The following is a 23,476-nucleotide window of genomic DNA, read 5'->3' as shown; positions in this document are numbered from 1 at the left end:
CGGCCTTAGCATGGCCGTCAACGAGGAGACATCATGGACATGACCAAGCCGCCGCAAGCCGGCAAACAAGGCTGGCTCAGCAAGCTGGGGCCGGGCCTGATCACCGGCGCGGCCGACGACGATCCCAGCGGCATCGCCACCTATGCGCAGGCCGGCGCGCAGTTCGGCTACGGCATGCTGTGGACCATGCTGCTGACCTATCCGCTGATGGTGGGCATCCAGGCGGTCAGCGCGCGCATCGGCCGCGTCAGCGGGCACGGGCTGGCGACCAATATCCGTGAACACTTTCCGAAGCCGCTGCTGTACCTGCTGGTCGGCCTGCTGCTGGTGGCCAACACCATCAATATCGCCGCCGACATCGCCGCCATGGGCCAGGCCGTGGCGCTGCTGGCCGGCGGCCCGGCGCACTGGTACGCGGCGGCGGCCGGGCTGCTGTCGCTGGTGCTGCAGGTGACGCTGCCGTACAGCCGCTACGTCAAGGTGCTGAAGTGGCTGACGCTGGCCCTGCTGGCTTACGTGGTCACCGCGCTCACGCTCAAGCTGCCGTGGCTGACCCTGCTGCACCAGGCGCTGCTGCCCAGGCTGTCCTGGCAGGCCGCCTACATCACCACCGTGGTGGCGATCTTCGGCACCACCATCAGCCCTTACCTGTTCTTCTGGCAGGCCTCGCAGGAAGTCGAGGACCTGCGTGCCGATCCGCAGGCCAGGGCGCTCAAGCACGCGCAGGAGCAGGCGCCGCACAACCTGCGGCGCATCAAGATCGACACCGTGGTCGGCATGGGGTTCTCCAACCTGGTGGCGGCCTTTATCATGCTGACCACTGCCGCCACGCTGGGCGCGCACGGCGTCACGCACATCGAGTCGTCAGCCCAGGCGGCCTCGGCGCTGCGGCCGGTCGCCGGCGACTTCGCGTTCGCGCTGTTCAGCATGGGCATCGTCGGCACCGGCCTGCTGGCGGTGCCGGTGCTGGCCGGCTCGGCCGCCTACGCCATCGCCGGCGCCATGCGCTGGAAGAACAGCCTGGAGCTGGAATATTCCGGTGCGCCCAAGTTCTACGCCATCATTGTCGGCGCCACCCTGATCGGCACCGCGCTGTGCTTCACCCATATCGACCCGATCCGCGCGCTGTACTGGAGCGCGGTGCTCAATGGCGTGATCTCGGTGCCCATCATGGTGGTGGTGATGCTGCTGGCGGTGCGGCCGGCAGTGATGGGCAAGCTGGTGATCCCGCGCCGGCTGCGCGTGCTGGGCTGGCTATGCACCGTCCTGATGGCCGCGGCCGTGGTGGCGATGTTCGCCACGCTGGGAAAATAATCGGGTAAGCTGGGGCCTCACCATTTGTGGAGCTCACCCATGCTGCGATTCTGTGCATTGCTGATGGCGGCCTGGCTGTCGCTGTCGGCGCTGGCGTCCGAACGGCCGTTTCCGGCCAACGCGCTGCGCGGCAGGATGACGCCCGGCTATTTCCCCGAGGTGAGCATCGACGGCAAGCCGCGCCAGCTGTCGCCCGCCGCGCGCATCTTCAACCGCGACAATATGATCGAAATGCCGGCCGCGCTGCGCGGCAGCGACATCGTGGTCAACTACACGGTGGACAGCCAGGGCAATATCGACCGCATCTGGATCCTCACCGCCGAGGAAGCGGCGCAAAAACTGCCCACGGCGGCGGATGCTAAATAGCGAAATTATCGGCCTGCGGCCTGGCTAGCAGGCCGCCCGCAAAAACCAGCAACTCCTCCGCCGGGATCGGCCGGGAAATATGATAGCCCTGCAGGTAATGGCAGCCCATCTTTTCCAGGATGGCGGCCTGGCCTGCGGTTTCCACGCCCTCCGCCACCAGCTGCAAGCCCAGGCTGTGTCCCATCGCGATGATGGCGTGCACCAGGTTGTTGCTGCGCTCGCTATGTTCGATGTCCATCACGAAGGCGCGGTCTATCTTCAGCGTGTTCAGGTGAAACTGGGTCAGGTAGCTGAGCGAGGAATAGCCGGTGCCGAAATCGTCCAGCGAGATGCTGACGCCCAGCGAGCGCAATTGCGCCAGCACCGCCTGCACGTGGCCGCCGTCGTCGATCAGCACCCGTTCGGTCAGCTCCAGCTCCAGCTGGCGCGCCGCCAGGCCGTTGCTGGCCAGCGCCTGCCGCACCAGGCCGACAAACGCCGGATCGGCCAACTGCCAGGCCGAGACGTTGATGCTGATGGTGATCTCGCCCAGTGCGCCGGACTTCCACTGCGCCACCTGGCGGCAGGCCTGGTTCAGCACCCAGGTGCCAAGTTCCACGATCATGCCGCTATCTTCGGCGACTGGTATGAAACGGTCCGGTGGAACCTCGCCCAGCATGGCGCTGTCCCAGCGCAGCAGCGCTTCGACCTTGGTCAGTTTTCCGGTGTGCGAGTTGGTGATGGCCTGGTAGACCAGGTGGAATTCGTCAGCCTCGATGGCGCCGCGCAAGGCGCCGTCGATCACCAAGGCGTCCTTGGCGGCGGCGTTCATCGCGTCGTTGAAGAAACGCATCTCGCCGCGGCCCGCCTTCTTGGCCTCATACATGGCGATGTCGGCGTTGCGGATAAGCGTATCGCTATCGATACCGTGCAAGGGATAGCAGGCGATGCCCACGCTGGCCGACACGCCGATCACGTGATGGGACAGGTTGAAACTGTCGGCCATGGTGGCGATGACGCCGGCCGCGCAGTCGCTGGCCGTTTTCTCGCTGAAGCCCAGCGGCAGGTCGGGCAGGATGACGATGAATTCGTCGCCGCCGAAACGGGCCAGCACGTCCTGCGGACGCAGGATGGCGTGCAGCCGGCGCGCGAACTGGCGCAGCAGCTCGTCGCCGACGGCGTGGCCGAAGGAGTCGTTGACGCGCTTGAACTTGTCCAGGTCGATGAACAGCACGGCGCACTCGCTTTGGCTGGAGGCGGCTTTCGCCACCTCCTCGTCCAACCGGCGCGACAGCGCGTGGCGGTTGAAATAGCCGGTGACGGGATCGATGCGGGCCGCCTGGTACAGCAGATCATCCTTCTTTTTGCGCTCGCTGATGTCCAGCAGCTGGACCAGGCAATACATGCGGCCGCGCTCTTCGTACGGCGAACCGAGCATCTCTAATGGCAGTTTATTACCATTATGCAATGTCACGATGGCAGTATCGACGATGGGATACTGGACGCCCTCGGTGACAAAATTGCTGAAATACTGGTCGGCCATCTCACGGGTGAGGCCGGGAAGCAAATCGGTGACATGGCGGCCGATCAAATCGGCCGGACCGCTAAAACCCAGCAAACGGGCGCATCGTTCATTGGCCACCATGACATAGCCGCGGCGGTCCCGGATTAAAAAGCCATTGCTCAGGCTGTCGATGGTACGGGCATAGCGCTGCTGGATCTCATCCTGTACCGCATAAATCAAACCCAACATGCTGAGGGTTTTCAGGATCGTGGTGCCGACAAACCAGATCAGATATAACTCGGGGCCCAGCGTTATCGCAGTGAGGAGATTAAATCCGCCGCGTAATATTAAAGTGATACCCAATAAACGGTAGCGGTTTTTATTTTTTATCAGGCGCTGGCCGCACCACAGCATCATGGCACCCAATATGGCCGCACTACCAGGAGCGATGATGGCTGGATTATTAAACCATATCACTCCGCATATTCCGGCAATCAATATACCGCAAGGCAATATCCAGCGTATTTGATAGCGCTGTAATTCGCCCAGGAAGAATTTCGTTCCGCTCCAATAACCCAGCATGCCTACGCTAAGCAGCAAGGCGCAAAGCATAATGCGCACAGATTCGGAGAAAACGCGATCGCCGATAAACCAGGTAATGATGCCGCCCATTACCGCCAGCTGCCCCAGCCCCCAGAATAACGCATGCTTTTCCTTGCGCTGCATAAGCCAAAGGAAAATAAGCAAGGTACTCAGAATAGCGTCAGCTGCAAAGGCAGCCGCTACTGCGGAGAGATGGGCGTAATTACTGAGGTCCGTGCTCATATATATCGGCCGTCGTGGGGCCCGGAATCCTGAAGAACTGTGTTGAGGTAGCTATCTCCATTGTATGCTGAACCGCCACGCTGGCGGCGTTTCGGGCCGGTCAGAGTGTTGCCGATTGGCACAATGCCCCGTCCCGTCTGAAAAAGAGCCTACAACTATGCTTTTTATGCCAAAAATTAGCATGTACCTGCCAGTTTCAAGCGCGGCTCGCCCTGCCCAGGGGCAAGCTGCGCAGGGCTGGAGGCGGTACGAAATTGATCCATCACGGCGTAAAGGCAATACGGGATATCGCCTTATCCGGCGAACAAGGAAATGGCCAAGGTCCACATGACCAGCGCAATGACACCATCCAAAATCTGCCAGGCGCGCGGCTTGGCAAATACCGGCGTTAAATAGCGGGCGCCGAATCCCAGGCTGCTAAACCAGAGCACCGAGGCGAGCATGGCGCCCAGCGCAAAATATAAACGTCCATTACCGGCTTGCTGCCCGCCTATCGAACCGAGTAATACGACGGTATCCAGATATACATGCGGATTCAATAAACTAAATGCCAGCATCGCGGCGATAACCGTACGGCGGTCGCCGGCCTGGGCATTCTCGCCGGCCACCATCGCGCCTGGATTAAAAGCCGAACGAGCCGCCCGTAATCCATACCAGAACAGGAAACCGGCGCCGGCGAGCTTAATCCAAAACAGCAGCACCGGCGCCTCCATAATTAATCGCCCCATGCCAGCCACGCCCGCGCCGATCAATACCACGTCGCAAATAACGCAAATGGCAATACAGGTCAGCACGAACTCACGCTTCAGCGCCTGCCTGAGTAAATACGCGTTTTGCGAACCGATAGCGACGATCAAACTGCCGCCGAGGCCGATGCCCTTTAAAAATGCCGCAGCTTCCATATTTTTCTCCCTGAATGAAGCCGATAGCTTAAATCGCGCGCCAAGATAAGTATAATTAATAATACTTACCAAATATTAGAGGCGCTAATGAAGCAAGTGGACTATCGCGGCCTGGCGGCGCTGGACGCCGTCATCGACCATGGAAGCTTCGACAAGGCAGCCTTGGCCTTGTCGATCACGCAATCCGCCGTTTCGCAGCGGATACGCATGCTGGAAAACAGCGCCGGCGAATTGCTGATCGTCCGCAGCCAGCCGCCCTCGCCCACCGAGGCCGGCCAGCGGCTGATCGCCCACTATCGCCAGGTGCGCCTGCTGGAGGCGGCGCTGCTCCATCGGCCCGATTCCGGCGCCGCGCGGCCGGAAATCGCCATCGCCGTCAATGCCGACAGCGCCGCGACCTGGGTACAGGAAGCGGTGACGCCGCTGATGCGCAGCGGCGAGTGCCTGCTGCACATCCGCCTGGACGACCAGGACCATACATTGACGATGCTGCGGGAAGGCCGCGTGTTCGGCTGCGTGACCAGTGAATCGGCGCAAGTTGCTGGAACGACATCGACACCGCTGGGCATCATGCGCTATCACTGCGTCGCCAGCCCGGCGTTTGCCCAGCGCTGGTTCCCTGACGGCATGACAGCCGCCGCCGTGCAACAAGCGCCGGCGCTGAATTTCGACCGCAAAGATGCCCTGCAAGAACGCTACATCGCCCGCCGCACCGGCTACACCGGCCACTATCCGCATCATTCCTTCGCCAGCTCGACCGGGTTTGTGCAGTTTATCGAGGCGGGCTTCGGCTATGGAATGGTGCCGCTCTTGCAGTGCGAGCAGCAATTGAAGGCGGGAACGCTGGTAGAAATGACGCCTGGCGATACGCTGGATGTGCCGCTAATCTGGCATATGTGGGATATCCAGACGGCATTTACGCGCGCATTGTCGGACAATATGATCGCTACTGCGCGTAAATGGCTGCTTTAAGCTTTGCTATCCAGCGCCGCAAACTCTTGCCGCACACGCTCTTCCCAGGCGGCCGGATCAGGCTCGTACAAGGCCGCCGAGACCGCCGGCGCCAGCGTTTCCAGCGCCCCGGTGCGCTGGTAAAGCATCACATTGGTCCAGGCCACGGTGCCAGCCGGGAAGCTGCAGAGTAATTTGAACGCCGGGTGCTTCAAGGGATAGGTCGTCGTGCTGACCAGGGCGCCTTCCTGCATCTCGCGCGCCAGCTTGTCGCCCAGGGCATCCATCAAGGGGCCGAAGCAAGTGCTGTACATGAACACCAGGCTGGCGCCGCGCACGTCGACCCGGAATATATCCGCCTCGATAAAGGCGATGCGCGAGCCGAGATCGAGCAGATGGCTGCCGCTCGCCTCGCCGCCAAACGGCAGTTGCAGCGGCGTCTCCGGCGTCAGCGGCAACGGCAGTGCCGCCAGCGCCTGTCGTGCCAGGGTCAGCAAGCCCTGCAAGCGCTGCACCGCCATCGCGTGCCGATAGCCCATCAACTCCACGCCGATGCAGCGCTGGAACGGAAACGCCAGCGCAGCCGACATCACCACCTTGCCCAGCCCGCTGCCCAGATCGACCATCACGCCGCCGGGACGGATCGCGGCGGCGATCGCATCGAAATAATTCTCCAGCTCGAAACGCCTGAGCTCGCCATAGATCAAACCGCCGTCCTCCACCAGCCAGGCCCGCACTTCCGCGTCGCCGATCTGCTCCAGCGGCCGGAAGCCGGGTGGCGCCGCAGTGCGCGGCAACATCCCCTGCGGCAGCAGGCTCGCCGGCAAGGTGCCGATGATCGCGCTCACGTGCGGACGCAGGCGCTGCACCAGATAATCGCGACGCGACTTGTCTTCCAGGCAGGCGCGCAGCGCGTAGCCGACTTCGATAAATTTGAGGAAGGGAGAGTCCGGCCGCAACTCCAGTGGCGGCCGCACGTGTTTTTCACCGCCCTGTATGCTTTGAAACAGCGCCTCGAAGACATCATCGGGATGCCGGAAGCTGGTAACCGGCGGGGTCGCCGCATCCTCGGTGCGAAAAGCCGGTGCGCTCCGCATGGCCTCGTGGCTCAGCCGCGCAGTGCCGCCAGCATCTGGTCGACACTGTCGTGGGCGGCCTGCCAGCCGGAACTAGCCAGCGTCGGTGCGCAGACCGGGCATGCTTCGAAAGGATTGCAGTCGTGCGGCAGTTCCAGGTAGAACTTGCCCACCACCGATTTGCCGACATACGAATCGACCGACAACGGCTTGGCTTTCGGCGCCACCGAAGCCTTGGCCGGCACAAAATCGGCGCCGCCGGGCGCCAGCCAGCGCTCGAAGGGCTCGGTCGGCTTACCGTCTGGAACGTACCACGACTTGCGCTCGCCATTCCAGCGCGCGCCCAGGGCCTTGGCTTCGTCTTTTTCCGCAAACGGAACTTTTAAAAACATCATCGTCGCTACTCCGCTAATGGAAGCGATCATTTTACATGCACACCCGGTTGACTGCACCGCCCATCGCCGATATAGTTGCCAAAAGCAAGCATTAGGAGAGACCCGTGCATCAGGACATGCAACAGCAAGCCGACGTTGTGCGGCAATTCAACCGCTACTACACCGTACACCTGGGCCTGCTGCGCGGGCGCTACCTGGACACCGACTATTCGCTCAGCGAAGGCCGCATCATGTACGAACTATCGATGAATCCGGGCTGCACCGCCAACCACCTGCGCAACAAGCTGGGCCTGGACGCCGGCTACATGAGCCGTCTGGTGCGCTCGCTCAGCGAACGCGGCCTGATCAACGGCGTGCGCTCGGAACAGGACAAGCGCGCCACGCTGCTGAGCCTGACCGACACGGGCCAGGTCGTCATCGCCGACATCAACCACCGCGTCTCGGCGGAAACGGTGCGCATGCTGGGCCAGCTGGGCGAATCGCAGCGCACCGAGTTGCTGGACGCGATGCGCAAGGTGCAGCACATCCTGTCGACCACGGCCACGCGCGTGGTCCGCGCCACCGCAACCCAGCTCGACGATGCGCGGCATCTGCTGCACGAATATTTCGACCTCATCAACGTTGTGCTGCGCGACGACGACGACGCCATCCGCGCCTTCCTCAACGATGCCAGCTCGGCCATGTGGATCGCCTACGTGGACGGCGTCGCGGCCGCCTGCGTGGCCATGCGGCCGCTGGCGGAAGTGGCCGGCGCGACCGAGTGCAAGCGCCTGTATGTCGCCGACCGCTTCCGCCGGCGCGGCCTGGCCGAGGCGCTGATGCAGGCGCTGGAAAGCCATGCCGCGCAAGCCGGCTACGACGCCGTCTACCTCGACACCAAGGACGACCTGCACGCCGCGATCAGGCTGTACGAACAACTGGGCTACGAACGCTGCGAACGCTACAACGACAATCCGCAAGCGACCATCTTCATGCGCAAGCGGATAAAGTGATGGCGCGCTGTCGTCTGTGAGAAAATTCCGGATTGGATTCTACTCGCGACAACAATGCCCATCATCGAACCTATCACCCTGACGCTGGCCGAACTGGCCAGCCGTTGGAACAAGCCCGCCAGCCAGCTACTCGAACAAGGCCTGCCGATGTATTTCTACTTCGACGGCCTGGTGTTCGACTTCGGCGACAAATGGCATCGCGCCAACGGCGACGTGAAAGAACAGCAGGATCTGGATGCGCATCAGCAGCGCCTGTCCACGGTCGACCTGGACCTGCAACGGCAAGCGTTGCACAAGCGCGGCCTGCTGAAGCTGACGCAATGGGAAGACGCGCTCAGCGACGACGAGCTGCGCAATCTGCAAGCCGAGTCCGACCGCCTGCACAAGGAAATCGGACGCCTGACGACGCTGCTGAAAGAGCGCAACGAAGAACGCCAGCGTCACGTCCGCAACGGCCTGCTGCGCGCCGCCCCGCGCACCCTGCGCGACATCGCGCAGCACGGCCAGACCAAGTTCCCGCAGTTCGCCTTCATGCCGAACTCGCCGTCCGGCGACGAGAAAATTTCCGGCGGCGCGGTGGTCGCGCTGGAAGATGGCTTCCCGGCGAAAGCGCTGCTGACCGAAGCGGACCTGGTGGTGGCGATGCTGGACGTGCGGTCTGCGGAGTCGGCCGACAAGGGCTGAGCCGTACCGGACTGCCCGTCCGAAGCTGAACTGCTTATTTCACCTCAACTGGCGCCAGTCGCATGCGCCACAGCTCGTACCGCTCACTGCCGGCCTTCACCGCGCCGGCGAAGTGATTATTGAGCTGGCTTGCGGTGACCACGAGATAGCCGTCGGGCGTGATGGCCGGGGTGTCAGGCCAGGAGATGCCGTCGTCGGTCGCCAGCACGGCCATTGCCTTCCTGGCCGGATCGAAGCGCACAATGCCGTTGCGGCTGACATCGGTGATGTAGAGATTGCCTTTGTCATCGGTGACGATGCCATCGGTATTGCCGCCCACGTCGCCGATCATCTTGACGGCAGACGCAACCGTCTGCGCGTTTGCGGCTGGGTTGCGCAGCACATCGGTTTTAATCGAGAACGCGTGCGTGCCCGTGGTGACGGTCCAATACAGGGTACGCGCATCCGGCGACAGCGCGATGCCATTGATACCCAGTGTCAGCGGATTGCCGGGCCACACCTCCTGTCCATGCGACACTACCTTCACGCCCGGCTCCGGCAGCACAGCCGGCGCGCGGTGCAGGACGCGGCGGCTGGCGCCAGTGGCGAAGTCGGCCACGATGATCGCCGCCAGATTGTTCGGAGCGCTGCGCAGGCCGCTGTCGGAGATGTAGGCGATCTTGCGCGCGTCGTCGACGGCGATGTCGTTGAGGAAGCTGCCCTTGCGGTCGGCCACGCCATCGAGCGCGATGCGTTTCACGACACGGCCGCTGCTCAATTCATAGATCATTATCTTCTGACCGCCAGCCGGAGCCTCGGCCTCGCCGGCAACGAAGCCCATGTCGAGCGCCCACAGCCAGCCGTTGCGACGGTCGATATGGAAGCCCAGCACGTTGCGCAGGCTGGTCTGGGGAGACGCCGCGACCGAGTTGCCGTCCTCGGACGGGAAGGCCGTGAGGCGGGCCGGGCCGCCGTTGGACGCCGTGTCGAGAATGCTCAGCGTGGCGGGCGTATCGGCCGCGATCAGCCGCGGCGTGCTGACGAAGGCGCGTCCGCTGGCGTCGAAATGGATGCCGGCAATGGGCGCGTTCACCGAGTTGCGGAACGGCGTCTGCGCGGCTGCATCGATGCCCCACGTCACGCCGCTGTAGCCGCGCCAGCGTTCGAGCTGCGCACCGTCCGCGCCCCATGCGGTTTGAGCCAGGGCGGCAGTCATCAGCAGCGCGCCGAAAGTGTGTTTGAAGATCCGGGAGGTAATCATAGTGTCATCCGTGTGTATAGGGTGTGAGCACTATATTTGCGTCTCGATAGGAGATAAACTAGCCGAATTGAAAATTATTAGTTCTTAAGAGGATCAAATGAGCCGAAGCTTTGATTACCTGGGAGACGTCGAGGTGTTCCTGGCGGTGATAGAGCATGGCTCGTTCACATCGGCTGCGGCTGTGTTATCGACGACCGCGTCCGTTCTCAGCCGGTCGATTGGACGGCTGGAAGCGCGGCTCGGCCAGCAATTGATGCGGCGAACCACGCGCCGCCTCGGGCTGACGGATGCGGGACAGCGATATCTGGAACAGGCGCGCAGCGCCTTCGGCCTGCTAAGGGAGGCGGAGCAGGAAGCGCAGTCGCACAGTGCGGCGCTGAGCGGGCGCGTGCGCATCAGCGCTCCCACGACGTTCGGCCATTTCCGCCTGCCGGCCTTGCTCAAGCCGTTTCTGGCGCAAAATCCCGAGGTCCGGCTTGAGCTCAACATCACCAATCGCAACGTCGATCTGGTGGCGGAGGGTTTCGACATGGCCATCCGCCTCGGCCACCTGCCCGACAGCGGCCTCGTCGCGCGCAAGCTGGAAGACGCCAGGCTGCGGCTGGTCGCGGCGCCGGACTACCTGAAGCGGGCTGGTGTGCCGCAAAATCTTGAAGATTTGGCCCAGCATGTCTGCCTGCCCTTCGTGCTGCCGCGCACTGGCAAGCACGGCCCGTGGTCGTTCCGCGCCGGCGATGAAGACCTCGAATGGCAGCCCAGGTCTGTGCTGGAAGTATCGGACGATGTGCTGGGCACGGTATCGATGGCCGAACAGGGAATTGGCATCTGTCAGACCTACGACTTCATCGCGCACGAGCGCCTGGTCAGCGGACGACTGGTCGAGCTGCTGCCTGAACTGGGCGGCCGGACGAGACCGTTTTCGCTGGTGTACGCGCCCCATCGACACCAATCGGCAGCGGCGCGCGCGCTGATCAAAGCCCTGGTTGGCGACGGCGGATAAGAAAAAAGGACTTAGATTCGCATCTAAGTCCTTGTTTTATTGGTGGGCCTCCCGTGAGTCGAACACGGCACCAACGGATTATGAGTCTGCGAGATAAGCCATTTCCCTGCGTTGATTCGGACATCAAAAATAAGAACATCCCATAAAAATCAATGACTTGGTATAAAAACGCCTGTACTTTGCGTTGATGAGGATTGATTGCTATACTCTGAATCGGGTTACATGGCGGTTACATGACGACCCTCAATATTGAGTAAGGCAACAATGGCAAAGATAAAATTCACGGCGGGTCGAGTAGATAGCTTCGAATGCGAGCCGGGCAAGGGGCAGTCTTTTCTCTGGGATGCGACCGCACCTGGCTTGGCACTTCGTGCAACCGCCAACGGCGCGAAGTCGTATGTTTTTCAGGCTAAGCTGAAGGGACAGGCAATTCGCATCACCATTGGTGCAACGCAGACGTGGAGCATTACCGCCGCCCAGACCGAGGCGCGCCGCCTCATGGTCATAATCGACAAGGGGCAAGACCCCCGCAAGGTCAAGGCCGATGCGGTAGCCGCCGAAGAGGCCGCCAAGACCGACGCGGCCTCTACCGCACTCAGGGAATCGATAACCCTTGGCGACGTATGGGGTCTTTATGTCGCCGACCGGGCGCCGCGCTGGAGTGAGCGCCATACGGACGACCACATGAGGATGATTTCGCCCGGAGGTGCACCGCGAACACGGTCCAAAATCAAACTGACCAAGGCCGCGCCGCTGGCGGCACTGATGAGCGTTCGCTTGGTCGACCTCGATGCTCAGCGTATAGAGGCGTGGGCAGAAACAGAGGGCGGAATCAGACCAACAAGCGCCCGCCTCGCGCTGCGCATACTGAAAGCGTGTCTGAACTGGTGCGCGCGGCATCCGACCTATTCGGAAATCGTCACGAACAACCCGGCCAGGAGCACCCGAGCCAGAGAGTCCTTGGGCAAACCGCAGGTAAAACATGACGTGCTACAGCGTGAGCAGCTCGCGACGTGGTTCGAGGCCGTTCGAAAAATTAGCAACCCAGTAATTTCCACCTATTTGCAGGCCCAACTGATAACCGGTGCGAGACGACAGGAAATGGCGGCGCTCCGGTGGGAGGATATCGACTTCAGGTGGCGCAGCATGTCAATCCGCGACAAAGTGGAGGGGCGACGCACTATCCCGCTGACGCCTTACTTGGCCTCGCTGCTCGAAACTCTAAAGCGCATTAACAATACGCCGCCGACGCCGAAGAAATTGCGCAGCGGCGCGGCGCCTGCACCGACTTGGACGCCCTCTCCATGGGTATTCAGCAGCCCGGCGTCAAAAAGTGGTCGTCTGGCCGAGCCGCGCATCGCCCATAATGAGGCGCTGAAGGCCGCCGGCCTGCCTCACTTGACAATACAGGGTTTGCGCCGCTCCTTCGGCACGCTCTGCGAATGGGTCGAGGTGCCAAGCGGCGTATCTGCGCAAATTCAGGGGCATGCGCCGCAGGGAGTGCGCGAACAGAATTACATCCGCCGACCTCTCGATATGCTGCGCAAGTGGCACGACCAGATAGAAACCTGGTTGCTCGAACAGGCCGGCGTGCAGTTCCAACCAGCGCCAGCAGGGTTGCGCGCGGTACCGGCCGCCTGACCTCATCAGGCAAGATTTACGCGTCAGTCTAGTTTTAGCGGACGAAAAGCCGGACTCCTTCACCGGCCTGACTGGCGCCCCATTTTATGAGGGTGACACCTGAAGGGGTGCCAATGGAAAACGATGTAGAAGAACCGTCAAACGACGAACTGCCGTCTTTGTGCATACCGACGCGGGCGAAAGATATGCTCGGGATGTCAGGCGAGATAATCCGTAATTTGCTCGACCACCGCTGCGATTACGACTTGATGGCTTTGTATGGTATTCGCCCCGAAGAAGCTAAGGTATCACTACATTTCGCTGATTTGGCTTCGCTACCGGTATGGGATATTGAGGTACTGGCCGAGGTGGCGGGCGTCGCGAGCACTGCCGAACTGGCCGAACTGAGGCGACGGGTAACAGACGCAAAACGCGACATCGACAAGCAGATGTGGTCGAACCAGCTATCCAACAAGGAAGAGGCGGATATCCGTCTTACCCGTAGGCTTCGATTGGCGATGCTATCCGAGAAGCTGGCAGAAACCATTAGTCCTGCGCTGGGAGTCCTCTTCCTGAGGCGGGCTGGAATTGAAGTGCACTACGAGCTGCTGGACGCTGTGGCGACTATCACCATTGGCGCGGACACCGACGAGGCAGTGGAATTGTATCGGGAACTGATGAGGCTCGCCATTTCAAGAACGGCTCAAGTGGAGTTGCAAATTCCTGACGCTCCACGTGCAGCGGCCTTATCCGACGAAGGCGGCGCCGAGCAAGGTATTCCGGGAAAGCTGCCAACAGTCGGCGCTGGCCGAGTCGCGATACAGGTGGCCTGGGCGCTTGAGTGCGAACTGGGACACAGGCCGGCAGCAAAACAGGTTATGACGCGCCTGCGCGAGCTGGCAAATAGCGGAGAAGCATTTTCTGATATTTTGCGTAAAACGTCGACTGAAGTACAAGGAGTCAATTGGATAACTAGGAAGGGGAAGACTCAAATTTACACGGATGGCGCGCTTGTGGCAGCGCTTGGCCGCTGGACGGGGAGCCGACAGTAGGAACGGTAGGAACCGACAGTAGGCACACACTAGGTGCAGTGGGAAAACACTAGGAACAGTAGGAAAAATAGGGCTTTTTTACGGAATATAAATCGTATCGCTATCTACTTAACTGCGAATGAGCGCAGCAAGTAGAAAATCAACATAAGGACATCTAGCGATGCAAACCACCGTGAATATTCCCACTGCCCTAGCCGCGATTGCCGCTGGCCGCGACCACATCCAGACTGCCGAGTTCGCACGTGCTGCGAATCGCGCCAGCCAGACCATCCGTAAGCACTATTGCCTGACAGGTGAGTGCTTCGGCATCCGACCGGTGAAATTCGGCAATCGCTTACTGTGGCCTGTGGAAGGAGTCGCTGCGCTGCTGAATGGCGGCCACTAATGGTCAGCCCGCCCCGCAAGCGCCCAAAGAAAAAGTCCGGGCTCCACCGCCAAGCAGAACCGGACCTCTTCGAAACAGCAGTACCTGCTGCGCATTCTACCTCAACTGCTCAATTTTCAGGCACGGATAATCCGCGTCACCTGCGCGTGATTCATTCGCTGCTGCTGCGCGCCCGCCGGCGCGAGGAAATAGACCGTATCGCCGGCGCCTCGAATGGCCCAGAGCTGATTGCCGAGTTGCGACGTCGTGGGCTGCGCGCCGCGTGCCAGCGCACGCCAGGTATCGACCGCGACGGCAAGCCCGTCAAGTTCGGCGTCTACTCGCTTGACGAAGTCGACCGCCGCGCCATCAACACCTGGTTGCGCTTGCGCGACCGCAAGGACGGTGAATGATTGCCGCCGTCTACCGCCTTCGCGCTGCCGCGCTGCGCCCGCTGCCACCACCACCGCCAGGCCTGTTGGTCCTGCTGGTACTGGTGTGCACCGCCTTCAAAGGGTGTGCATGACCGAAGCGCTGTACCTGCGGCTTAAGAGCTTAAACACCCGTACCGTGCGCGGCGTCACGTCCCCAAAGAACATCATTCGGGTGGCGGCGATGCACAACCTGCGCGAGATACAGGCTGAACTGGGCGCCAGCCCCGCCAGCGGCATCAACCCGGCGCGCATGCACATGAACTACGTTTTGCGCGGCCCGGCGACCGCCGACGAGGTGGCCGGCCTGGCGCTGGCGCTGCTGGACAATGCTGGCGTGAAGGCGCTGCGCAGGGATGCGTGTATGGCGCTGGAACTGGTCGTCAGCCTGCCGGCCGATACTGCCATCGACCACCGCGAATATTTTTCCGCCGCCGTGACCTGGACGGATGCCTTTTTCGCTGTTCCTATCCTGAGCGCCGTCGCCCACCTGGACGAGGCCGCGCCGCATTGCCACATCCTACTGATGCCGCTGGTCGCTGGGCGCATGCAAGGCGGCGCGCTCGCCGGCGGCCCGGCCAAGATTCGCGCCATGCTGGCCGACTTTCAGCAGCAGGTGGCGCAGCGCTTCGGCTTGACACACCAGCCGCGCGCAAAGCGCCTCAGCAAGCCGAACAGGGACGCGGCGGGGCACGTGGTGCTGGAAGCGCTGCGCGCGCGCCCTGAGCGCCTGAGCGAGCCCGGCATGCGCGACGCACTTATCGCCGCCCTCGGCAGCCAGGCGGAAACGCTGCTGGCGCTGCTGGGCTTGGGCGCGCCCACCAAGGCGAAAGCCAAGAGCTTCGTCGATATCATGACGGCGCCATGCAAGCCTGAGCGCGCGCACCGCGCCGCGCCGAACAAGAAGCATATAGACGTTGCACAAAATTTAGGCAATCAGGAAGGCGAGAAATTCGACAACGTCTATCTCTGTGTAGACGTTGCCCCCTTGCCCTCCCCAATTCCAGCCGGCGAGCAGCCGCTGCAACCTTCCACAGACGCCGCCACCAGCAGCACCGACCAGAGCCAGCCGCCCGACACCACGCCCACGGCCGGCATGCGGCGGGCCACCGGCCCGACCGCGCCCACCAGCCCGACGAAATTCGTCGGCTTGGTCGAGCAGCGCGAGGACAGCGCCCGCCACCAGTCCGGCCAGGGTGCCGGAAAAACTTCCGCCCCCCCTTCGCCCGAGGGAAGTCACCGGAGCGGCGCCCAGTTCGTCCACCACCGCAACGGGGGTGTGCGGCAGCACCTGACACCCTGCAACGCAGGAAGCCAGCAGCAAGCCGACATGGCGCCGGCCTATCCCGCCAGTGGCGGAAAAGCCTCCAAGCCCGGCCGGCGAACCCAACCCCCAACGGTGGATGGGAATTGGCAGCGCGGCCGGACAGCACATCGTCTTGATGCTCCAAGCAATGCTCCAAGCATGCCCGGAGCATTGCCGGAGGACGACTATCGGCGCGAGCGCGACGCCGACCACCCTGCCGAGCACTGGGACGGCGAGCGCGGCGAGTTCGTGCAGGCCACCGGCCCGCCGCCCGGCGCCTACCACCTGTAGCGATGACCAAACACCCGACCCGGCGGTACCGGGAAACGAACTGAAAGGCATGACCATGAAACTGAAATTGACGAAAGACGGCCACGCGGTGGTCAAGGACGGCAAGCCTGTCTACGTGCACGCCAACGGCCGTGAGGAAGCGTTCGACGCGCCTGCCGCCTGGAAGCTTGCGCTGGGCGCGCACTTCAAGAACAGCCCCGTGATGGCCGGGCTGAAGCTTCCGGCCGACGTGGCCGCTTCGTTCTTCGGCGAAAGCTTCCGCCTCGATGCTGGCAAGCTGGTGGCCGTCGATAAGCACGGCATCCAGCTGTATTCGCCGACACGCCACGGTGAGGCCGCCGACTTCAACGAAGCATTCGCGCTGCTGGTCGACCGCTACGAGAGCAAAGGCATGATTCAGCGCGAGGGCGGCGAGCCTGGCGCGAAAGCTCCGGCGGGCCAGCAGGGCCAGTCAGGCGGCGCCATCACCCGCGCGCAGTTTGACTCGCTGCCGCAGGACTCGCGCAGCAAGTTTCTGCGAGAGGGCGGACGCATTACCGAAGGCGCTGCGGCACCGGCCGGCAATTCAGCGCCGGCGACGTCGGCCGCCAAGACTATCACCAGAGCGCAATTCGATGTGATGCCGCACATGGAGCGCGGCGCGTTCTTCAAAACCGGCGGCAAGGTCGAGGGCTAGGCGAAATCGGTCCGCTGAGCGGTTTGCGCTGCTCAGCGGACCCAATGCCGCAAGCAGGGCCAGTTTGCGCCACCACGGCGCGATTGATGGCCTTGCCGGGCAAACGGAGATGAGATGAACGACCGAGATTTAATAAACGCCGCGCTGCTTTGGCACACCGCCCACGCGCGCCGCCTCGCTGTAGGGCGAGAGAAGCGCCGCATCGACGCCCAGCTCAAGGCCGGGGGCGAAGACGGCTGGTGCGTGCAGCGATGCGTTCAGCAGAACGAGACGGGACGCCAGCTGACCGAGCTAAAGCGCCGCGAACTGGCCGCCCTTCGCGTTCTGGCCAAGGCCTGCGCGAAGCAGCGCGGACGCCTGGACACCGCCGACGTCATCGACCTGGACGGCGCCGTGGTGCTTCTCGCCGCCGAATAACGACCGCCCGCAAGGGCAGAAAGCAAAATCATGAACACGACTACCTACCGCAACGGAGAACCCGCCAACCTGGGCGGCCCCGAGATTCTGGTCATCTGCGGCGACATCCTGCGCTGCAATGGCGACGTCGGCGACGATGACCCCGTGCCGCCGGAAGGCATGCAGTTCGCCCGCGACGCCGTGGCCGGCATCCTCGCGGCCGCGCGCGCCGGCGGATACACGCAATGCGACATCCTGCAAACGCTGTTGCTGTGCGGCGACATGACACCCCGAATCGGGGTGATGGCCAGGGACGCATGCGCCGCCGCCGGCATGCCAGCGCTGCGCCAGCTGTTCGAGCGCATCGGGCTTTTTGCGGACGAATGAGGCGGCGGCATGGCCTATTTTAGCTTGACCCACCTTGACGGATTTGCCCCATGACGAAGCTGCCCGGCCACGTGTGCGCCCATATCGTTGCTGCCTTGGCATGCTACGACACTCCCGAGCAGGTGGCCGCCGCCGTCAAAGTGAAATTCGGCCTATCGCTGACTCGCCAACGCATCGAGGCGTGGCACCCTGAGCGCCGCGCCGGCGCCCGGCTGGGCAAACACTGGCGGGCCATGTTCTACGAGACGCGGGCGAGGCTGCTGGCCGAGTTGGACGACATCCCCATTGCCTGCCAGTCCTATCGCCTGCGGCAGATAGAGCGCATGCTCGAGCAGGCCGAGCGCGCGGGCAACTTGGTGCTGGCGCTGCAGCTCATCGAGCAGGCCGCGCGCGAGGTCGGCGGCATGTACGCAGCCAGCCGGCCGGTGCAAATTTTGCCAAAATAGGTGCGCGGTCGGTTCGCGGATAGTGCGCAGTATCGACGCAGTTTCGAAACCGCAGCAGGAAGCACCACCCCATAGGGGAAAAGGCCTGATATTCGCCATCGAATTGGTGCGATTTCTGAACGATTCCGACGCGGATAGGTGCGCAGTTTGGTGCGCATCCGGCTCGCCATGCTACCCTTGCGCATGGTCGCGCCGCGCGGCCGCCGGAGCCAGCATGCAAGACATCACCGATACATTCTTTACCGACCAGCCGCTGGAGAAGCAGGCAGAGCGACGTGCTCGCCTCCTGGCGCAACGAGCGCTCATACCGCCCGGTGCAGAGGACGTCCGCTGGTTCTGCTTCGGCTGGGAGCCAGTGATTGAATACATGTCGATGCCGCCGCCATTGGACTGGGGTGACGCACCGGTCTGACTTCCTCGCAATGAGGCAGCGTCCGCAAGTTGAGGATGCCGTGCTGCTGGCGCTGGCCTGCACCCAGCCGACCTCCTGGGCTTTCAGGTGATTCCCCACCAGCGCCAGCGCGTGGCCTAAAAATTTAGGCCAAGTTCAATCCGGGATTTCCCCGGAACGCTGGCGGCACAATTCTGTGCCGATGCGGAGTTAGAGCGGTTCCCGCGAAACCGGGAACACGACCGCCCGCCTAATTTCTGGCAGACGGTACAGATGCAGAAAATCCTGCATTGCCCCGACGTGGGAAAATCCCACTTTGCGCCGATATGGGAAATCCCATACCGCCTAAATCCGGGAAAATCCCGCCTTTAAACCGACGCGTCAGCCACGCGTGCCGCACGCGTCAAACACGCCTGCTATTCTGCCGCAGGAGGTAGCCCATGACCGAAATGACCCGCCAGCAGCTATGCGCCGCGCTGGGCGTGAGCGAATCGACCGTTCGACGCCTGGAGCAGCTAGGCTTGCCGTACACGCCGGTCGGTGCGCGCTCGCACCGCTACGACCTTGGCGAATGCAGGGCGTGGCTGAGGGCCAACCCGCCCGGGGCGACAGCTGCGGCGCCGCGCGCGTCCAGCAGTGCGGACCTGGCCAAGGCGGGGCGAGCGTTCAGTGAATCATGCCGTAAGGTCAAGCTACGCGTGAAGCCGAGCTAATTTCGCGAACGCTCGCGAGGCTTCGCGAATCGTCGCGCCAGGTCCCGCCATTACCAGATTTTCTGGTATCGCCGCCGGGCCGGGGTAGGCAGAGATACGCTCAGTTTTCAGCGCATCTCCCGCGCGCGGCGCCGACTGGTACGTCCAGATGTGGACGCGTCCTGGCCGGTAAGAATTTACCGCGGTGTGAGCAGAACTGCGCGCATCTCGGCGCCGCGCCAGCCGCCTGTAACGCACCCGTCACGGCACCTGCGACGCCTGCAACGCGTTACAGGTCGGCGCGCCGGACTGTCGCGAAACCCCTCGGAAAGCCTTTGCCATACCCTTTCGCGAGGCCTTTCAGGAAGCCTTTGCCGAAGGCTTCGAAGCCCCTTGTAAGCCCCTTCGAAGGGCCGCGCGCCAAGCCGGCGCCGCGCCGCGTCCGCATCCTGTCCGCATCCTGTCCGCAATTTGTCCGCAATGCTGTGGACGGGCTCCGGAAACGCCGCTGTAACGCTGCAGATAACGGTGCCAGCGTTACCCGGTGCCGCGCGCCGGCCCAACGGGCGTTGGACGGGCGTTGAACGGACGTTGAACTGGCGCTGGAAATCACCCGGCATCAGGGTGGTTTGCGGGTGACAATCGGTCCCTTGCAAATACCGGCCAGAACGGCATTTGGCGGTTTTCTACATGTGGGATTTTCCCGTATGTAGCGTGTGACAGTGAGTCACGCGCATCTGCGGCTTACTTTGGGTATGGTGCAGCCGCAGGAGATTTTAAGTCTCCAGCAAATCTGCGAGTAGGTTTGAGCGACTCGCAAACAGAGTCGCGCCCAGGACCACACTGCCGGCCCGGCCGGCCTCGTTCGGAGGAACGACACCTAGCAGGAGTCACATTCGTTGCGTTCCCCCCCCCTGCCAGCATCGTGCACGGATGGTGCACGACTGGTGCACGCATAGTCCTGACCGGATTATTTCCGGTCTGTGGTGGCGGTGACTGGCAGACAAAGGGGGGGCGCCGATTTTCGCCGGCGGCCTACCTGCACTGGCAAGCCCATTCGCAGAAGCTCTGGAGGATTGACCATCAGCTTATTTTTTCGCCTTGAGGAGCGAGCCGCCGGCGGCAAGCATGGGGGCACTAGCATCCCAATCTTCTACCCAACGCTGCGCTGCACGGAGGTCAATCCACAGCCGGCCGTCCACAATTTTGCACTGATTCCCGTCAAGCCATTTGCCTGCTTTGCGGCGCGCCTGAACCGAATCTACGCTGTCGCCGGTGAGCTCGACGTACTTCTCCAATTTAACCCATGCGACTGGATGCTCCATGACTTCCCCTTTGATTATATATAAAGCAAAGTTGATTATTTAACCCTAACAACCATCATACTGCTAAAATCCGCCTCGACGAAAACCGCTTGACGCCATGTCGGTCGCGGGTCTATTCTAAAAACGTCCCCGATAAAGAGGGGAAACGGGTTTGGCGACTCGGAACTGACAAAGGCGGACAACCGCCACAAGGCGGCTTTTTTTCGTCCGTACCACCACGTCTCTATGAGCGGCGGTGGTGGGGATACCTTCGGGTATGCCGGTTTCCTTTGTCACCGGTTCGCCAACCCCGCCACTTGCTGCTCACCCCGTTTGGCGACGGGTTGTGCGGTTCATCACCGACAAGGAGGCCATCATGGTCAAACGTACCACCACATCTGTAGTATCCCAATCCACATCCAGCCCGGCCGCAATAATCGCGGCACCTGACGCTGCAATCGAAGCCATGAGTTTGGCGATTGACCAGGCCCAGATAGGTGCATCGTGGGCGAATGACCGCATCGCACCGTTGATTCAGGCTATTGTCGGCCTAGCCGATTATTCCAGCGACAAGACGGCCGGCGCCAACGAGCGGCTGGCGCTGGTCCGCCGCATCGCGATGGAGACTGGCATCTTGGTCGACGATATGGCCGGCTGCTTCGAGCGCGAGGCACGCGACTTGCGGAAAAAACTAGCAGTGCTGGAAGGAGTTCCAGCATGAGCGCCGCCGCCACCCCGGCCCTGCTGGTCGAACTGCATCACGCAGACCACATCATCAAGACCATGCTCAACGCCATGACCGCGCAGCAGCAAGCCCGCGTCGGCGCCCAACTGGAGGCGGCGGGCGTGGCCGGCGAAGGTGTCACCCGCCACCACGAACGCGCTGCCGCGATTGAAGCGGCCACCATAGCGCCGACCAGCGCCAGCACGCCGGCCAACCGCGAGCAACTGCGCGCCATCCGTCAGCAGCTTGGCGACATCGAGTCGCAGGCGCTAGCCGGCCAGACGCTGTGTGAGATTTGCTTTGAGGTGCTGGACCGCTTGGGTGATGCCAGCAACGACCCGGTCGTCGCCGGCGCAGTGGTGCGCCTCGACGCATTGGTCAAGGCCACCTGCCGCAACACGGTGCTAGTGCAGGAATCGGTCGACCACATCGGCGGTCTGCTACTGGAAGGAGGTGCCGCATGAATGCCCGCGAGACCCCAACGGTGGAGGATTTCACTGTCGACAGCGTGCGTGCCATGGCGCTGCGCCAGGCTGCAGCATGGAACGGCAATGCCGACGGCCTGCGCGACACCACGACGTTGACGGAGTGGAGGGACAATTGCCGCGATGAGGTGCGTGATGAGGTGCTGAGCACTGAGGCCGGCGGCATTATTCTGGCCAGCTGGGAGGAAACCTTTGACGGCACGGTGTTTGACGTCAGCGACGCAGCCGACGAAATCGAGTGCGCGGTCGAGACGGTGAACGACCTACTGCGCCTGGCGCTGGACCAGTTGGCCAGCGTGACCAATACACGGGCCGATGCCGCCATCCGTGGTGCGAAACGCTTCGTCGACGACATCCGCGGCATCGCGCAGCAACTGCACTCGCCCGTCGGCCGCCGGCGCGCCGACGGATGGACGGCTGTGGCGAGCGCCGCGCCTGACAGCGACCGTGATGTGCTTGCCTGGGGTGGTGCCGACCAGCTCCCGCTCCCTGCCTTCTACGCACTTGAGGAGGACTGCTGGTTCTCGAAGCTCGACGGCAGCCGGCTCGATGGCGGCGTTGTCACGCACTGGCAAGAAATCCAAGTCCCGCAAGGAGCGGCGGCATGAGCCCGACTACCGACATCAAGGCGGATGCCAAGCCGAAACGCAAGCGCCAAGCCATCAAGGTTCAGCCGGCGGCGCCTGCCCCACTCACCGCCGACCAGCTGCGCATCGCCAAGCTATTCGCTGCGATGGACGGCAAGGCGCAGGCACCCATGCTACTGATGATGGAAGATATGGCGAGGAAGTGGCCCCGGCACGCCCGGCCGGAGTTACGCCTGGTCAGCGGAGGTGCCGTATGAAGGCCGCGCCCACTCCGCCAACGATGATACTCAGCGCTGAAGAGCTTCAGCTCATCATGGCCTTCCGTGCCATGGACGCGCGTCGAAAGCGCGAAAACCTGGACTTGCTGATGAGCGATGCTGCGGACTACCCGGAGCGCGCGCCGGTGCCGAGGCTGTGCCTCGTGCCCGCCTCAGCGCCGCCCGCACGGTAGCCGTCAATCACGCAGCCCGGCCAAGTGCCGGGCTTTTGTTTGCGGGCGCTGCTGGCGCTGGAAGGCAGGGGTAACGAAACGCTACCCCCTCCCCTTGCCTGAAATTCAAGGATGGGGTGCAAAAGCTGCACCCCCTTGTTATTCAAGTTAGGAGGTGGTGAAACGCCCCCCCCAAGACTACTTTGTTGCTACGATAAGTTTCCACCGGATAGCGCCTTGGGCTTGGGTGTGTTGATGGTGATTCTGCGGCGGCATGGGGTGCCCATGAGTTGACACCTCATTCTCGCCACAACCTTCGCAGCGATAAATGCCGCTGTAAGGTGTCGGATGCCCAGGGTGGGTGATGTCATCAAATGCCTGGCTCTGCGACTGAGTCAAATAATTTCCGTTTTTATAAAGCGCCATTCTTGTCTCCCTATCGGTATCGGAAGGGCAACAATATACCGGTATTTCCGTAAGGTAAACATAATTCATAAATAGCAATATGCCAGTAACATTGATGGTGTCCACCTCGCTGTTAGAAAACGAACGATTTCTAACATCAACAGATATCAACGTTAATCTATGTTGGAAATATAGGGCTTGCTATTTCTAACAGGTGAGTATATTCTAACAGTGTTTTCCAACAGTCTTAACCGGAGATAG

Annotated in this window: 28 protein-coding genes; 22 read left to right on the top strand and 6 right to left on the bottom strand. The window is 62.2% G+C overall.

Annotated elements, in window-relative coordinates; genetic code table 11:
• Positions 1-33: 33 nt before the first annotated feature.
• The gene (locus ACEN9O_RS13940; protein WP_495618119.1) at positions 34-1,314 is read left to right on the top strand and encodes an NRAMP family divalent metal transporter; all 1,281 of its coding nucleotides are present in this window, start codon (positions 34-36) and stop codon (positions 1,312-1,314) included.
• Positions 1,315-1,353: 39 nt separating this feature from the next.
• A complete protein-coding gene (locus ACEN9O_RS13935; RefSeq protein WP_495618118.1) occupies positions 1,354-1,680 on the top strand; it encodes a hypothetical protein in 327 nt (108 codons plus the stop codon).
• Here the strand turns inward: ACEN9O_RS13935 and ACEN9O_RS13930 are convergent.
• Positions 1,673-3,412 (bottom strand): putative bifunctional diguanylate cyclase/phosphodiesterase, encoded by a 1,740-nt coding sequence (locus ACEN9O_RS13930; RefSeq protein ID WP_495618117.1) that lies wholly within the window; start codon positions 3,410-3,412, stop codon positions 1,673-1,675. The two genes, ACEN9O_RS13935 and ACEN9O_RS13930, sit on opposite strands and share 8 nt — an antisense overlap.
• A gap of 869 nt (positions 3,413-4,281) precedes the next feature.
• Positions 4,282-4,890, bottom strand: coding sequence for a LysE/ArgO family amino acid transporter (locus tag ACEN9O_RS13925; RefSeq protein WP_495618116.1), 609 nt, complete (start codon positions 4,888-4,890; stop codon positions 4,282-4,284).
• 87 nt (positions 4,891-4,977) lie between these two features.
• Here ACEN9O_RS13925 and ACEN9O_RS13920 point away from each other — a divergent pair, with 87 nt between their 5' ends.
• Positions 4,978-5,862 carry a LysR family transcriptional regulator ArgP gene (locus ACEN9O_RS13920; RefSeq protein WP_495618115.1) on the top strand — a complete coding sequence of 295 codons (885 nt, stop codon included), beginning with the start codon at positions 4,978-4,980 and terminating at the stop codon, positions 5,860-5,862.
• Here the strand turns inward: ACEN9O_RS13920 and ACEN9O_RS13915 are convergent.
• Positions 5,859-6,938 (bottom strand): histone methylation protein DOT1-like protein, encoded by a 1,080-nt coding sequence (locus ACEN9O_RS13915; RefSeq protein WP_495618114.1) that lies wholly within the window; start codon positions 6,936-6,938, stop codon positions 5,859-5,861. The genes ACEN9O_RS13920 and ACEN9O_RS13915 overlap by 4 nt on opposite strands.
• Positions 6,939-6,949: 11 nt before the next feature.
• On the bottom strand, positions 6,950-7,312 hold the full coding sequence (locus tag ACEN9O_RS13910; protein WP_495618113.1) for a DUF5710 domain-containing protein: 363 nt from the start codon (positions 7,310-7,312) through the stop codon (positions 6,950-6,952).
• A gap of 104 nt (positions 7,313-7,416) precedes the next feature.
• On the opposite strand from ACEN9O_RS13910, the gene ACEN9O_RS13905 reads away from it, so the two are divergent.
• Both ACEN9O_RS13905 and ACEN9O_RS13900 read left to right on the top strand, forming a co-directional pair.
• On the top strand, positions 7,417-8,304 hold the full coding sequence (locus tag ACEN9O_RS13905; protein ID WP_495618112.1) for a bifunctional helix-turn-helix transcriptional regulator/GNAT family N-acetyltransferase: 888 nt from the start codon (positions 7,417-7,419) through the stop codon (positions 8,302-8,304).
• A gap of 54 nt (positions 8,305-8,358) precedes the next feature.
• Positions 8,359-8,988, top strand: coding sequence for a hypothetical protein (locus ACEN9O_RS13900; protein ID WP_495618111.1), 630 nt, complete (start codon positions 8,359-8,361; stop codon positions 8,986-8,988).
• 34 nt (positions 8,989-9,022) lie between these two features.
• Here the strand turns inward: ACEN9O_RS13900 and ACEN9O_RS13895 are convergent, their stop codons facing one another.
• Positions 9,023-10,228 carry an L-dopachrome tautomerase-related protein gene (locus tag ACEN9O_RS13895; RefSeq protein WP_495618110.1) on the bottom strand — a complete coding sequence of 402 codons (1,206 nt, stop codon included), beginning with the start codon at positions 10,226-10,228 and terminating at the stop codon, positions 9,023-9,025.
• A gap of 97 nt (positions 10,229-10,325) precedes the next feature.
• On the opposite strand from ACEN9O_RS13895, the gene ACEN9O_RS13890 reads away from it, so the two are divergent.
• The 12 genes from ACEN9O_RS13890 (at position 10,326) to ACEN9O_RS13835 (ending at position 19,301) form a co-directional block, all read left to right on the top strand.
• Positions 10,326-11,228: a LysR family transcriptional regulator gene (locus ACEN9O_RS13890; protein WP_495618109.1), complete on the top strand. Its 903-nt coding sequence runs from the start codon at positions 10,326-10,328 to the stop codon at positions 11,226-11,228.
• A gap of 264 nt (positions 11,229-11,492) precedes the next feature.
• Positions 11,493-12,869 (top strand): tyrosine-type recombinase/integrase, encoded by a 1,377-nt coding sequence (locus ACEN9O_RS13885; protein ID WP_495618108.1) that lies wholly within the window; start codon positions 11,493-11,495, stop codon positions 12,867-12,869.
• Between the two features lie 113 nt (positions 12,870-12,982).
• The gene (locus ACEN9O_RS13880; protein WP_495618107.1) at positions 12,983-13,900 is read left to right on the top strand and encodes a hypothetical protein; all 918 of its coding nucleotides are present in this window, start codon (positions 12,983-12,985) and stop codon (positions 13,898-13,900) included.
• A 160-nt stretch (positions 13,901-14,060) separates the two neighbouring features.
• Positions 14,061-14,285 carry a hypothetical protein gene (locus ACEN9O_RS13875; RefSeq protein ID WP_495618106.1) on the top strand — a complete coding sequence of 75 codons (225 nt, stop codon included), beginning with the start codon at positions 14,061-14,063 and terminating at the stop codon, positions 14,283-14,285.
• A gap of 146 nt (positions 14,286-14,431) precedes the next feature.
• Complete coding sequence (locus ACEN9O_RS13870) at positions 14,432-14,677, top strand: hypothetical protein (RefSeq protein WP_495618105.1); 246 nt, start codon at positions 14,432-14,434, stop codon at positions 14,675-14,677.
• 109 nt (positions 14,678-14,786) lie between these two features.
• Positions 14,787-16,292 (top strand): plasmid recombination protein, encoded by a 1,506-nt coding sequence (locus tag ACEN9O_RS13865; protein WP_495618104.1) that lies wholly within the window; start codon positions 14,787-14,789, stop codon positions 16,290-16,292.
• Positions 16,293-16,347: 55 nt separating this feature from the next.
• Entirely contained in the window at positions 16,348-16,968 is a 621-nt protein-coding gene (locus ACEN9O_RS13860; protein ID WP_495618103.1) for a DUF6651 domain-containing protein, read from the top strand.
• Between the two features lie 114 nt (positions 16,969-17,082).
• Positions 17,083-17,385, top strand: a complete 303-nt coding sequence (locus ACEN9O_RS13855; protein WP_495618102.1) for a hypothetical protein — start codon at positions 17,083-17,085, stop codon at positions 17,383-17,385.
• A 30-nt stretch (positions 17,386-17,415) separates the two neighbouring features.
• Positions 17,416-17,751 (top strand): hypothetical protein, encoded by a 336-nt coding sequence (locus tag ACEN9O_RS13850; RefSeq protein ID WP_495618101.1) that lies wholly within the window; start codon positions 17,416-17,418, stop codon positions 17,749-17,751.
• Between the two features lie 50 nt (positions 17,752-17,801).
• Positions 17,802-18,197 (top strand): DUF2280 domain-containing protein, encoded by a 396-nt coding sequence (locus ACEN9O_RS13845; protein WP_495618100.1) that lies wholly within the window; start codon positions 17,802-17,804, stop codon positions 18,195-18,197.
• Between the two features lie 214 nt (positions 18,198-18,411).
• Positions 18,412-18,609 carry a hypothetical protein gene (locus tag ACEN9O_RS13840; protein WP_495618099.1) on the top strand — a complete coding sequence of 66 codons (198 nt, stop codon included), beginning with the start codon at positions 18,412-18,414 and terminating at the stop codon, positions 18,607-18,609.
• Positions 18,610-19,028: 419 nt separating this feature from the next.
• Positions 19,029-19,301 carry a helix-turn-helix transcriptional regulator gene (locus ACEN9O_RS13835; RefSeq protein ID WP_495618098.1) on the top strand — a complete coding sequence of 91 codons (273 nt, stop codon included), beginning with the start codon at positions 19,029-19,031 and terminating at the stop codon, positions 19,299-19,301.
• Between the two features lie 1,067 nt (positions 19,302-20,368).
• Here the strand turns inward: ACEN9O_RS13835 and xisR are convergent.
• On the bottom strand, positions 20,369-20,605 hold the full coding sequence (xisR, locus tag ACEN9O_RS13830) for an excisionase family protein (protein ID WP_495618097.1): 237 nt from the start codon (positions 20,603-20,605) through the stop codon (positions 20,369-20,371).
• Between the two features lie 355 nt (positions 20,606-20,960).
• Between xisR and ACEN9O_RS13825 the strand changes: the two genes are divergently transcribed.
• The 5 genes from ACEN9O_RS13825 to ACEN9O_RS13805 are packed head-to-tail and all read left to right on the top strand — an operon-like array spanning position 20,961 to position 22,831.
• Complete coding sequence (locus ACEN9O_RS13825) at positions 20,961-21,305, top strand: hypothetical protein (RefSeq protein WP_495618096.1); 345 nt, start codon at positions 20,961-20,963, stop codon at positions 21,303-21,305.
• Entirely contained in the window at positions 21,302-21,772 is a 471-nt protein-coding gene (locus tag ACEN9O_RS13820) for a hypothetical protein (protein WP_495618095.1), read from the top strand. The genes ACEN9O_RS13825 and ACEN9O_RS13820 overlap by 4 nt, the downstream gene beginning before the upstream one ends.
• The gene (locus tag ACEN9O_RS13815; RefSeq protein ID WP_495618094.1) at positions 21,769-22,401 is read left to right on the top strand and encodes a hypothetical protein; all 633 of its coding nucleotides are present in this window, start codon (positions 21,769-21,771) and stop codon (positions 22,399-22,401) included. Before ACEN9O_RS13820 ends, ACEN9O_RS13815 begins: the two co-directional genes overlap by 4 nt.
• Entirely contained in the window at positions 22,398-22,637 is a 240-nt protein-coding gene (locus ACEN9O_RS13810; RefSeq protein WP_495618093.1) for a hypothetical protein, read from the top strand. Before ACEN9O_RS13815 ends, ACEN9O_RS13810 begins: the two co-directional genes overlap by 4 nt.
• Positions 22,634-22,831 carry a hypothetical protein gene (locus tag ACEN9O_RS13805; protein ID WP_495618092.1) on the top strand — a complete coding sequence of 66 codons (198 nt, stop codon included), beginning with the start codon at positions 22,634-22,636 and terminating at the stop codon, positions 22,829-22,831. Before ACEN9O_RS13810 ends, ACEN9O_RS13805 begins: the two co-directional genes overlap by 4 nt.
• Positions 22,832-23,476: the final 645 nt, after the last annotated feature.

The organism is Duganella sp. Dugasp78 (assembly GCF_059491455.1).
Note: the sequence above shows the minus strand (reverse complement) of the source record. Positions and strands in the feature narration are given on the sequence as shown.